The sequence below is a fragment of the uncultured Pseudacidovorax sp. genome (assembly GCF_913773995.1).
Taxonomy (GTDB): Bacteria; Pseudomonadota; Gammaproteobacteria; order Burkholderiales; family Burkholderiaceae_C; genus Xenophilus.
Genome location: NZ_CAJYES010000142.1, coordinates 1 through 10,917 on the forward strand (window position 1 = coordinate 1; position 10,917 = coordinate 10,917).

A 10,917-nucleotide genomic window follows, 5' to 3' on the forward strand; every position below is an offset into this window, starting at 1 on the left:
GCCGCTGAAGGACGTGGAGATGGCGCAGGCGCAGCGCCGCTTCATGCCCGAGACGCTGCTCGTCACGCGCGGCACCTCGGTCCAGTTTCCCAACCGCGATGACGTGCGGCACCACGTCTACTCGTTCTCGCCGGCCAAGCGCTTCGAGCTCAAGCTCTACATCGGGCGGCCGGCCAATCCGGTGCTGTTCGACATGCCGGGCGTGGTCGTGCTGGGCTGCAACATCCACGACGAGATGGTGGGCTGGGTGCTGGTGATGGACACGCCCTACTACGGGCAGACCGATGGTCAGGGCCGGCTGGTGCTGCGGGACGTGCCGGCCGGCGGCTATCAGCTGCGCACCTGGCATGCAGCACTGCCGGTGGGCACACCGCCGGCCACGGCGGCGCTGACGGTCGGCCGCGACACCGCGAAGGCGAGCGCCCAGTTGCCCCTGCGCCCGGGCACGCCATGAGCCGGCGCTGGTACCACGCCTCGCTGGTCAACCAGATCGCGCTGGTGATGCTGGCGCTGCTGCTGTTCATCCAGGTCGGCACCTTCTGGGCCGCGCGCCAATCGCTCTGGGAGCAGGCCCGCACCGATGTGCAGCAGCGGCTGGTGGTGGGCGAGAGCATCTGGCGCAACCTGCTGGCGCAGCGCCAGCAGCGGCTTCATGAGGCCGCGTCGGTGCTGGCGGCGGACTACGGCTTCCGGGAGGCCCTCGCGGCGGGCGACCAGGACACGCTGGCCTCGGCGCTGGGCAATGGCATCGCCCGCATCGGCGCCAGCACGGCGGCCTCGCTCGACGCGCAGTTCCACTGGCTGGCCGAAAGCCCGGGCGGCGTCCACCTGCAGATGGATGCGACGCAACTGCGCAACCTGTCGGTCCTCAGCGCTGGCGGCGGCGCGCAGCTGTATGCGGCCGGCGGCAAGATCTACCAGCTCGTGCTGGTGCCCATCCGCGCGCCACTGGTCATCGGCTGGGTGCTGATGAGCTTCGAGCTCACGCACGAGGTGGCCCGCGACTTCGTGGACCTGGCGCAGATCCAGATGGTGCTGCTGACCAGCGATGGCACAGGACCCCTGACCCCGGTGCTCGACAGCCTGCCCACGGGCACGCAGCCGCAATTCGCGAGCCTGCAGGGCACCGATTCCGAATGGCGCCATGGGGGACAGGACTGGCTGCTGCGGCGCTCGCCCCAGCCCCTGCTGGACGGCCGCATGGAGGCCGTGCTCATGGCCTCGCTGGCGCCCGCCACCGGCGCGACCAGGGCGATGACCGTGCAGCTGGGCCTGATCACCGTGCTGGGACTGGCGCTGTTCGCGGTGGCCGGTCGCATGGCGGTGCGACAGGCGGTGCAGCCGCTGGCCGAGCTGTCGGCCAGCACCCGTGTGATCGGCACCGGCAACTTCGACGTCGACATCCACCAGCGCAGCCGCGCCGACGAGGTGGGCATGCTGGCGCGCGATTTCGACGCCATGCGCCTGAACCTGCGCGACCAGCGTGACGAGATCACGCGGCTGGCCTTCCACGATCGCCTCACCGGCCTGCCCAACCGCGAGGCCTTCAAGCGCACGCTCCATCAGACCCTCGCCCAGGCGCCGGCCGCGTCCGACGACGGCAACCCGCCGACGGCGGCCGTGCTGATGCTCAACATCCACCGCTTCAAGCTGGTCAATGACGTGCTGGGCTTTCCCTTCGGCGACGAGGTGCTGCGCGCGGTGGCCCAGCGATTGGGTGCGCGCATGCTGCTGCCCGGCGACGCCGCGGCGCGCTTCGGTGGCGACACCTTCGCGGCGATGCGCGTGGGGCTGGACGCGGCCGAGGCGCAGGACTGGGCCCAGTCGCTGGTGCGGCTGTTCGACGAGCAGCTGATGGCCGCGGGCCAGCGCATCGACGTGCAGGTCAGCGCGGGCTATGCCTGCTGGCCCGTACATGGCGTGACCGACGACGAGCTGGTGGGTCGTGCCGAGATCGCGCTGCTCGCTGCCAAGCGACAGGGCCGCGAATGGCTGGCCTACGAGCCGGCGCAGTCGGCGAGCACGGCGGTCGCCGTGTCGCTGCTGTCGGAGCTGCGCGCCGCGGTGACGCGCAACGAGCTGCGCCTGTTCCTGCAGCCCAAGCTCAGCCTGGACAGCGGCGAGGTCTGCACGGCCGAGGCGCTGCTGCGCTGGCAGCACCCCCAGCGCGGCCTGCTGCCGCCGGTGCACTTCATCCCTTTCGCCGAGCAGACCGGCTTCGTGCGGCGCCTCACGCAGTGGGTCTTCGACGAGGCCTGCCGCTGCTGGCTCACGCTGTCGGCGCAGGGACTGCGCATGGTCTCGGTCAACCTGTCCACGCGCGACCTGGTCGACATCCACCTCATCGGTCGGCTTCAGGCCAGCCTCGACCGCCATCGCGTGCCGGCCTCCGCCTTCTGCCTGGAGATCACCGAGAGCGCGATCATGGACGATCCCCAGCGGGCGCGCGCCACGCTGATGCGGCTGGGCGAGATGGGCTTTCGCCTGTCCATCGACGACTTCGGCACCGGCTATTCCTCGCTGGCCTACCTCAAACACCTGCCGGTGCACCAGCTCAAGGTCGACAAGTCCTTCGTGCTGAAGATGGCGGACGACGAAAGCGACGCCAAGATCGTGCGCGCGATCATCGACCTGGCCCACAACCTGGGGCTCGAAGTGGTGGCGGAAGGGGTCGAAAGCGAGGCGGTGCTCGGGCAGCTGGCCGGCATGGGTTGCGAGAAGGCGCAGGGCTTCCACATCGCACGGCCCATGGCCTGGGAGGCCTTCGGCGGCTGGATCGCGGCGCGGACCGCGGAGCAGGCCGTCGCCAGGGCCGCGGCCCGGGAGCCGGCGTCGCCGCCCGGTTGAAGCGGCCACGGGTGCCGACGAGCACCGGGCTTGCCTTCTCCGCGCCGGCGTGAGTGGCCGGTGACGGTGGGCTCCTCCGGCCCCACCATGCCGGCACCGCGCCGATCGGCGAATGCCGCGCGCGCAAGCCCGGCCGTTGTGGGACAAGGCTGACCGCGTTGTGGGTGCCCGGTGCTTGCGCGCGGTGCTGGCCGACCGCCAAGATCATCAGCATGAATCCGCTGCGTTCCTCACCGCATTTCGACTGGATCACGCCGCAGCTGGCAGTGGGCGGCCACCTTCCTGTGGGCTTCTATGGCGAGCTGGCGGGCGCCCATGGCGTGCGTGCCGTCATCGATCTGCGTGAGGAGGATAGCGACGACAAGGAAGCGCTCATGCGACTGGGCGTGCGGCTGCTGCACCTGCCCACGCCCGACATGAGCAGCGTGGGCGATGCGCACCTGGACCGCGGCATCCGCTTCGCGCAGGCCAGCCTCGATGCGGGCGAGCGGCTGCTGATCCACTGCCAGTGGGGCATCGGCCGCTCGGCCACGCTGGCGCTGTGCGTGCTGGTGGCGCGCGGCATGCCGCCGCTGCAGGCACTGGCGGACATGAAGTCCCAGCGCGCGGTGGTCTCGCCCTCGCCGGAGCAACTGGCGTGCTGGATCGGCTGGATGGCGCGGCACCGCCATCAGGCCCGTGCGACCTGGGCCGTGCCGACGATGGCGCAATGCCAACGCATCGCCTATGCGCACCTGCGCCAGGGCACGGGCACCGGCACGGCCGATGCCGCCACGCGGGACGCGGCCCGCAGGTGAGGCGACAGGGCCGCGCATGATCGTCTACGGGGATGGGCGGCGGCAGGAACGGTCCCGGGCCAAGCTGGCGCGCGTGTGCATCGGCCTGCGGCGGGCGCGCGCGCTGGCGCCGGGGATCGTCCGCCACGCGCGGCTGGTGGAAGCGTTGATCGAGGCCGGCGAGCTGCTGCAGGGCGTGTCCGATGCGGTCGGCGACGAGGTGCTTTCCTATGGCGTCACGCCGGGCGTCGACAGCGTGCGGCAACTCACGCTGGCCCTCGCGCGCTGCTGCCTTCACAGCTGGTGCTACGGCTTCGCGTTGGCCCACGACGAGGCGGTGGAGCAGGCGGTGCGCGACTGTGGGCGGCAGGCCCTGCCCGCGTGGGTCACGGTGCATCGCTGCGAGGGTTACGCCTTCTACGCCCTGTATCCCGAGGGCCACGGCATGGCCGCGCTGCAGATGCGCGAGTCGGGTGCGCTCTCGGGGGAGCACACGCGCGTGCTGGGCCTGCGCAGCATCGGCACCAGCCTGGCCGCCATGGTGGCGGCCGGGTTGCGCGCACCGGGCTTCGACACATTGCGGCCGCACGGCCATCCCTTCGACCGGCAGGCGGGGTCGCTTCCGCCCGCCAACTGGGCGCCCGACGCCGTCGTGGTGGACGAGGGGCCAGGCCTGTCGGGAAGCAGCTTCCTGGCGGGTGTGGAGGCGCTGCGTCGCGCCGGCGTGCCGCGGCCCCGCGTTCATCTCTTTCCGTCGCACGGGCATGGACCGGGGCCGGCTGCCAGCCCGCAGGCGCGCCTGCTCTGGCGCGAGCAGCCGGTGCACTACCTGGAGTTCGACGAGGTGGCCGGCGCCGCCGCCTTGCCACCCCATCGTCTGGTCGACTGGGTGCGCGATGCGCTGCACGGCGTGCGCGGCGACATGCACGACCTGTCGGGCGGGGCGTGGCGCGCATGGCATGGCTGGGGGGCCAGGGCACTGCCCGCGCAGGTGCACATGGAGCGGCTGAAGTTCCTCCTGCCGGCGGAGGGCGGCGACTGGCTGCTGCGCTTTGCCGGGCTGGGCCGCGGCGGTCGTCTGGCCTGCGCCCGCCGCCATCTGCTGGCGCGGCATGGCTTCTGCCCGCCGGTCCAGGGACTGTGGCACGGCTTCATGGCGGAGCGCTGGCTGGCGCATGCGAGGCCGTTGCCGCTGTGGGCTCCGGCGCAGAAGCCCACACGGGGGCTGCTGCTGGAGCGCCTGGCCGAGTACCTGGGCTTTCGCGGCACGCACCTGCCGGCACCGGAGGCCGCGGGCGCCACGCGCGAGGTACTGCTCGACATGGCCGGCCACAACATCGCCAAGGGGCTGGGCGAAGAAGGGGCACGAGCCTGGCTGGCGTGGCGCCAGGCACTGCCGCCGGTGGCGCTGGGCGTGCCGCTGCGCCGGGTGTTCACCGACAACCGTCTGCACGCCTGGGAGTGGCTGTGGGACGGCCGCACCCTGCTCAAGGCCGATGCGGTGGACCATGCCGTGGCCCATGACCTGGTGGGCTGCCAGCCGCTGGAGTGGGACGTGGCCGGCGCCGCGGTGGAGTTCTCGCTCGACGCGGCCGAGCGCCACTGGCTGATGGAACGGCTGCGCACGGTCGGCGTGCCGGTGCAATCGGCACTGCTGGCGCTGTACCTGCCGCTGTACGCGGCCTTCCAGCTGGGCGCCTTCACCATGGCCCTGCAGGCGGCCCCGGAGGTGGAGAAGGCCACGCTGGGCCGCGAGGTGCGCCGCTACGCGCAGTGGCTGCGGCGGCTGCTGGGCTGAAGAAGCCGCAGCGGGGCCGGGCGCCCCGACTGGCGATGCCTCAGCCCGCGGCCAGCATGCCGCGCTCTTCAATGAAGCGCACCACCTGGGCCAGGCCGTCCTGCGTCTTGAGGTTGGTCATCACGAAGGGCTTGCCCTTTCGCATGCGCACGGTGTCGGCTTCCATCACGCCCAGGTCGGCGCCCACGTGCGGCGCCAGGTCGGTCTTGTTGATGACGAACAGGTCGCTCTTGGTGATCCCGGGGCCGCCCTTGCGCGGGATCTTCTCGCCCGCGGCCACGTCGATCACATAGATGGTCAGGTCCGACAGCTCGGGGCTGAAGGTGGCGGCCAGGTTGTCGCCGCCGCTTTCGACGAACACCACGTCCGCCTCGGGAAAGTCGCCCAGCATGCGGTCGATGGCCTCGAGGTTGATGGAGGCATCTTCGCGGATGGCGGTGTGCGGGCAGCCACCGGTCTCCACGCCCAGGATGCGCTCGGCCGGCAGCGCGCCGGCCACGGTGAGCAGGCGCTGGTCTTCCTTGGTGTAGATGTCGTTGGTGATGGCGATCAGGTCGTACTGGTCGCGCATGGCCTTGCAGAGCATCTCCAGCAGGGTGGTCTTGCCCGAGCCCACCGGTCCGCCGATGCCCACGCGCAGGGGCGGCAGTTTCTTGGTGCGGTTCGGAACGTGGTGCAGGGCGGTCATGGTCGTGTGCGAGGGAAGGTGGAACGGGGCTGGTCGGGGCCTAGCTGCGGAACAGCCGCGAGTACTGTGTCTCGTGCCGTGCCGACAGGATGGCCAGCATGGGCGAGAAGGACTGGCGCCGCTCGTCGGGCAGCGCCATGGCGGCCTCGACCGCGGCGGGGATCTCCTTGGCCAGGCGGGCCAGGATGCGCTGGCCGGCACTCTGGCCCAGGGGCACGGCCTTGATGGCGGCCGCGCTCATGTTCTCGGCCCAGCCGAAGGCGAAGGCCAGGCAGCCGTCCTGCGCGCTGGCGCCCGCGCGCGCAGCGGCAAAGGCGAAGGCCACGGGATAGGTGGGCGGCAGGTCGGCGAAGCAGGCGGCGGCATCGGCATGGTGCAGCTTGAGCCATTCGACGAAGGAGCGGCCCATCTGCTCGGTCTGCAGCAGGAATTCGGCCGATTCGCGCGTCTGCCGCACCCAATCGTTGAGCGACTGCACGCGCGCCAGATCGCCGGCCGACCAGGCCGCGATGGCCTGGGCCACCACCGACAGGTCGCCGCGCGCGAGGCTCAGTTGGAGTTGCCCGGCCAGCCAGTCGGCGGCCGAGGCTTCGTCCTTGACGCCGGCCCATTCGATGGCGGCCTCCAGCCCCTCGGAATACGAAAAGCCGCCCACGGGCAGCGCGGGCGAGGCGAGCCAGATGAGCTGCAGAAGGCTGTTAGGGGCGAGCATGGTCAGCCTCCTGGCGCCGGCTGGCTGCGTCGTCGCCATGCATGAGGCGCAAGGATTGGCTCCCTCCCCCTCTGGGGGAGGGCGGGGGTGGGGGCCCGCCCACTCGCGAGGCGTCGTGGCGCACAAGCCCCCATCCCTGCCTTCCCCCAAAGGGGGAAGGAGCCTTCGCGCCTCCCGATCTGCAGCGTCATGTCAGTGCGAATGGTCATGGCCGCAGCCGGGCCCATGCACATGGCCGCCCTGCGCCTTGCCGTGGTCATGGTCATGGCCATGCCCGGCATGCGCATGCCCATGGTGATGGTGCGAATGCCCGTCGTTGGTCACATGCCCGCCATAGGCACCGCCTTCGGGCTCGAAGCTTTCCTGCACCTCGTTCACGATCAGGTGCATGGCGCGCAGCATGTCGGCCAGCACATGGTCGGGCTCGATCTTGAGGTGGTCGGGCTGCAGCTCGATGGGAACGTGGCGGTTGCCCAGGTGGTAGGCCGCGCGCACCAGGTCGAAGGGCGTGCCGTGGGCCGTGCAGTGGGTGATGCGCAGCACCGTCTGCGGCGCGGCGATCACCCGCACCAGCGAGCCGTCCTCCACCACCAGGATGTCGCCGCCACGCACGGCGGTGCCGCGCGGCAGGAAGACGCCGATGCGCCGGCCCTGCGAATCGGTGGTGTCGAAGCGGCTCTTCTGGCGCACGTCCCAGTCGAGTTCGATGGTGGCGGCCCGCTTGACGAGCACGGGCGCGAGGCCGCGGCCCTGGGGCATGAGTTTGTTGGCGGTGAGCATGGTCGATCCTGGGGGCCGCACAGCGGCGGCCGGATGAGACAAGAAAGGCCACCATTGTCCGGCGACCTGGTGTGCCTCAAAGCATGCGGGTCATGAAGCAGCTGGCCGGATCCGGCCCATAGTCCCCGAAAGGCGGACAGGGCTCGAAGCCGTGCCGCGTGTACAGCGCCCAAGCCGGAGCGAAGAAGGGCTGGGTGCCCGTCTCCAGGCTCATCCGCGTGTGGCCGGCGGCGCGGGCCTCGGCCAGGGCATGGGCCAGCAGCTGCGCGGCAACACCGCGGCCGCGCAGGTGGGCCGCGGTGCGCATGGATTTCAGTTCGGCGTGGCCGTCGTCCAGCCGCTTGAGCGCGACCGTGCCGGCCAGCGTCTCGCCCTGGCCATCTTGCGTCCAGGCACTCCAGAAGCGGATCTCCGGGCGGCGCAGGCCTTCCAGGTCCAGCGCATGCACGCTCTCCGGCGGCGAGACGCGGCGCATGTCGGCCAGGTGCTCTTCGAGGAAGAGCGCGATGCGCGCATCGCGCAGGTCGTCCAGCCGGATGACCAGGGCCGGCGCGTCGCCGGACGTCGAAACCTCCGCCAGCATCCCCATCAGAACAGGAAGTAGCGCTGCGCCATCGGCAGCACCTTGGCTGGCTCGCAGGTCAGCAGCACGCCATCGGCACGCACGGCATAGGTCTGGTGGTCGATCTCCATCACCGGGGTCAGGCCGTTGTGGATCAGGTCCTTCTTGCGCACGTTGCGGATGTTCTTGACCACGCCCAGCGTCTTGGCCAGGCCGTAGCGGCGGCCCACATCGGCGGCATGGGCGGCCTGCGACACGAAGGTCAGGCTGCTCTTGGCGATGTTGCCGCCGAAGGCGCCGAACATCGGCCGGTAGTGCACCGGCTGCGGCGTGGGGATGCTGGCGTTGGGGTCGCCCATGGCGGCCATGGCGATGCTGCCGCCCTTGAGGATGCAGAAGGGCTTCACGCCGAAGAAGGCCGGCTTCCAGATCACGATGTCGGCCCACTTGCCCACTTCGAGGCTGCCCACCTCGTGGCTGATGCCGTGCGAGATGGCGGGGTTGATCGTGTACTTGGCGACGTAGCGCTTGGCGCGGAAGTTGTCGTTGCGGGAAAGCGCTTCGACAGGCTCAGCGCGAACGGCATTCGGTCGCCCTGAGCTCGTCGAAGGGCCGGGCGCCAGCCAGCCCCGCTGCGCCTTCATCTTGTGCGCCGTCTGCCAGGTGCGGATGATCACCTCGCCCACACGGCCCATGGCCTGCGAGTCGCTGCTCATCATGCTGATGGCGCCCATGTCGTGCAGGATGTCCTCGGCCGCGATGGTCTCCTTGCGGATGCGCGATTCGGCAAAGGCCAGGTCCTCGGCGATGGCGGCGTCCAGGTGGTGGCACACCATCAGCATGTCCACGTGCTCGTCCAGCGTGTTCTGCGTGTACGGCATGGTGGGGTTAGTGGACGAGGGCAGGAAGTTGGCCTCGCCCACCACGCGCAGGATGTCCGGCGCATGGCCGCCGCCCGCGCCTTCGGTGTGGAAGGCGCACAGCGCGCGGCCCTTGGTGGCGGCGATGGTGTCCTCGACGAAGCCCGATTCGTTGAGCGTGTCCGAGTGGATGGCCACCTGCGTGTCGGTGGCCTCGGCCACTTCCAGGCAATGGTCGATGGCCGAGGGCGTGGTGCCCCAGTCCTCGTGCAGCTTCAGCCCGATGACGCCGGCCTCGATCTGCTCGTGCAGCGCGCCGGTGCGGCTGGCGTTGCCCTTGCCCAGGAAGCCCAGGTTCATCGGAAAGGCATCGGCCGACTGCAGCATGCGCTCGATGTGCCAGGGGCCCGGCGTGCAGGTGGTGGCGAAGGTGCCCGTGGCCGGGCCGGTGCCGCCGCCGAGCATGGTGGTCACGCCGCTGGCCAGGGCCTCCTCGATCTGCTGCGGGCAGATGAAGTGGATGTGGCTGTCGATGCCGCCGGCGGTGACGATGTTGCCCTCGCAGCTGATGACTTCGGTGCCCGGGCCGATGACGATGTCCACGCCCGGCTGGGTGTCGGGGTTGCCGGCCTTGCCGATGGCGGCGATGCGCCCGTCCTTGAGGCCGATGTCGGCCTTGACGATGCCCCAGTGGTCGAGGATGAGCGCGTTGGTCAGCACCGTGTCGACGGCGCCTTCGGCGCGCGTGCGCTGGCTCTGGGCCATGCCGTCGCGGATGGTCTTGCCACCGCCGAACTTCACCTCCTCGCCGTAGCCGCCGGCACGCAGGGTGTAGTCCTGCTCGACTTCGATGACGAGGCCGGTGTCGGCCAGGCGCACGCGGTCGCCGACGGTGGGGCCGAAGATTTCCGCGTAGGCGCGGCGCGAAATGGAGGCCATCAGAGTTTTCCTTGCACCAGGCCGCGGAAGCCGTAGACGATGCGGTCGCCCGCGAAGTCGACCAGTTCGACGGTGCGTTGCTGGCCGGGCTCGAAGCGCACGGCGGTGCCCGAGGCGATGTTCAGCCGCATGCCGCGCGCGGCCTCGCGGTCGAAGTCGAGGGCGCCGTTGGTTTCGGCGAAGTGGTAGTGGGAGCCGACCTGGATCGGCCGGTCCGAGCCGTTCTTGACCACCACGGTGAGTGTGCGGCGGCCGGGGTTGAGGTCGTGGTCGCCCGCGTCGATGAGCAGTTCGCCCGGGATCATGTGCGTCGCCTTTCGATTAGGCGATGCCGCCCAGCAGGGCCAGGCCGAACAGGCCGACGGCGGCGCCGGCGATGCGCGGCAGCCAGCGGTTGGCATGGCGCAGCGCCAGGCCCAGGCCGATGCCCGCCGCATGCAGGCCGACGGTGGCGGCCAGCATGCCGGCCAGGGTGGCGATGGCGCCGCCGTGTTCGGCCAGCTCACGGCCATGGGCGATGCCGTGGAACACGGCGAACACGCCCACCAGCGCGGCGGCGGCGATGGCGGGCAGGCGGCGCTGCGTGGCCACCAGCAGGCCCAGCACCAGCAGCGAGGCGGCGATCATCGGCTCCACCGCCGGCAGCGACAGGCCGGCCAGGCCCGCCAGCGCGCCGGCCAGCAGCATGCCGGCAAAGCCGAGCGGCGCGGCCAGCAGCTCGCGGCGGCTCGTCGCGGCCAGGGCGCTCCACAGGCCGACGGCCACCATCGCGGCCAGGTGATCCAGGCCGGTCAGCGGATGCACGAAGCCGGCCACGAAGCCATGGTGCGCGCCGGCATCGGCGCCGGTGTGGGCCAGGGCGGGCAGGGCGGCCGTGGCGGCCAGGGCGGTGGCGATGCGAAGCAGCAGGGGGCGGGAAGTGCGCATGGGCGTCTTTCTGAGAAATGGGGTGGAT

The 10,917-nt window shown here is 71.0% G+C and carries 11 protein-coding genes; 4 read left to right on the forward strand and 7 right to left on the reverse strand.

The window, feature by feature from the left end:
• The 4 genes from QZ772_RS13285 to QZ772_RS13300 form a co-directional block, all read left to right on the forward strand.
• A partial coding sequence (locus QZ772_RS13285) for a methylamine utilization protein (protein WP_295526954.1) occupies window positions 1–454 on the forward strand: 454 nt, incomplete at its 5' end.
• Window positions 451–2,847 carry an EAL domain-containing protein gene (locus tag QZ772_RS13290; RefSeq protein ID WP_295526957.1) on the forward strand — a complete coding sequence of 799 codons (2,397 nt, stop codon included), beginning with the start codon at window positions 451–453 and terminating at the stop codon, window positions 2,845–2,847. The genes QZ772_RS13285 and QZ772_RS13290, both read left to right, overlap by 4 nt.
• Window positions 2,848–3,059: 212 nt before the next feature.
• Window positions 3,060–3,644 carry a dual specificity protein phosphatase family protein gene (locus QZ772_RS13295; RefSeq protein ID WP_295526960.1) on the forward strand — a complete coding sequence of 195 codons (585 nt, stop codon included), beginning with the start codon at window positions 3,060–3,062 and terminating at the stop codon, window positions 3,642–3,644.
• A 16-nt stretch (window positions 3,645–3,660) separates the two neighbouring features.
• The gene (locus QZ772_RS13300) at window positions 3,661–5,421 is read left to right on the forward strand and encodes a hypothetical protein (RefSeq protein WP_295526963.1); all 1,761 of its coding nucleotides are present in this window, start codon (window positions 3,661–3,663) and stop codon (window positions 5,419–5,421) included.
• A 40-nt stretch (window positions 5,422–5,461) separates the two neighbouring features.
• Here QZ772_RS13300 and ureG read toward each other — a convergent pair whose 3' ends face one another.
• The 7 genes from ureG to QZ772_RS13335 all read right to left on the reverse strand — a co-directional run bounded on the left by ureG (window position 5,462) and on the right by QZ772_RS13335 (window position 10,889).
• Complete coding sequence (ureG, locus tag QZ772_RS13305) at window positions 5,462–6,109, reverse strand: urease accessory protein UreG (protein WP_017756951.1); 648 nt, start codon at window positions 6,107–6,109, stop codon at window positions 5,462–5,464.
• Between the two features lie 40 nt (window positions 6,110–6,149).
• Window positions 6,150–6,821: an urease accessory UreF family protein gene (locus tag QZ772_RS13310; RefSeq protein ID WP_295526965.1), complete on the reverse strand. Its 672-nt coding sequence runs from the start codon at window positions 6,819–6,821 to the stop codon at window positions 6,150–6,152.
• Window positions 6,822–7,013: 192 nt separating this feature from the next.
• Window positions 7,014–7,601 carry an urease accessory protein UreE gene (gene ureE / locus QZ772_RS13315; protein ID WP_295526969.1) on the reverse strand — a complete coding sequence of 196 codons (588 nt, stop codon included), beginning with the start codon at window positions 7,599–7,601 and terminating at the stop codon, window positions 7,014–7,016.
• 76 nt (window positions 7,602–7,677) lie between these two features.
• Window positions 7,678–8,184, reverse strand: a complete 507-nt coding sequence (locus tag QZ772_RS13320) for a GNAT family N-acetyltransferase (protein WP_295526972.1) — start codon at window positions 8,182–8,184, stop codon at window positions 7,678–7,680.
• 5 nt (window positions 8,185–8,189) lie between these two features.
• On the reverse strand, window positions 8,190–9,962 hold the full coding sequence (gene ureC, locus QZ772_RS13325; RefSeq protein ID WP_295526975.1) for an urease subunit alpha: 1,773 nt from the start codon (window positions 9,960–9,962) through the stop codon (window positions 8,190–8,192).
• Entirely contained in the window at window positions 9,962–10,267 is a 306-nt protein-coding gene (locus QZ772_RS13330; RefSeq protein WP_017761531.1) for an urease subunit beta, read from the reverse strand. The genes ureC and QZ772_RS13330 overlap by 1 nt, the downstream gene beginning before the upstream one ends.
• 16 nt (window positions 10,268–10,283) lie before the next feature.
• Window positions 10,284–10,889 carry a HupE/UreJ family protein gene (locus QZ772_RS13335; protein WP_295526978.1) on the reverse strand — a complete coding sequence of 202 codons (606 nt, stop codon included), beginning with the start codon at window positions 10,887–10,889 and terminating at the stop codon, window positions 10,284–10,286.
• Window positions 10,890–10,917: the final 28 nt, after the last annotated feature.

What these genes read in the sequence shown, in the direction of transcription:
- QZ772_RS13290 (WP_295526957.1), top strand. Translation starts at nt 451, where the DNA reads ATGAGCCGGCGCTGGTACCACGCCTCGCTGGTCAACCAGATCGCGCTG.
- QZ772_RS13295 (WP_295526960.1), top strand. Translation starts at nt 3,060, where the DNA reads ATGAATCCGCTGCGTTCCTCACCGCATTTCGACTGGATCACGCCGCAG.
- QZ772_RS13300 (WP_295526963.1), top strand. Translation starts at nt 3,661, where the DNA reads ATGATCGTCTACGGGGATGGGCGGCGGCAGGAACGGTCCCGGGCCAAG.
- ureG (WP_017756951.1), bottom strand. Translation starts at nt 6,109, where the DNA reads ATGACCGCCCTGCACCACGTTCCGAACCGCACCAAGAAACTGCCGCCC.
- QZ772_RS13310 (WP_295526965.1), bottom strand. Translation starts at nt 6,821, where the DNA reads ATGCTCGCCCCTAACAGCCTTCTGCAGCTCATCTGGCTCGCCTCGCCC.
- ureE (WP_295526969.1), bottom strand. Translation starts at nt 7,601, where the DNA reads ATGCTCACCGCCAACAAACTCATGCCCCAGGGCCGCGGCCTCGCGCCC.
- QZ772_RS13320 (WP_295526972.1), bottom strand. Translation starts at nt 8,184, where the DNA reads ATGCTGGCGGAGGTTTCGACGTCCGGCGACGCGCCGGCCCTGGTCATC.
- ureC (WP_295526975.1), bottom strand. Translation starts at nt 9,962, where the DNA reads ATGGCCTCCATTTCGCGCCGCGCCTACGCGGAAATCTTCGGCCCCACC.
- QZ772_RS13330 (WP_017761531.1), bottom strand. Translation starts at nt 10,267, where the DNA reads ATGATCCCGGGCGAACTGCTCATCGACGCGGGCGACCACGACCTCAAC.
- QZ772_RS13335 (WP_295526978.1), bottom strand. Translation starts at nt 10,889, where the DNA reads ATGCGCACTTCCCGCCCCCTGCTGCTTCGCATCGCCACCGCCCTGGCC.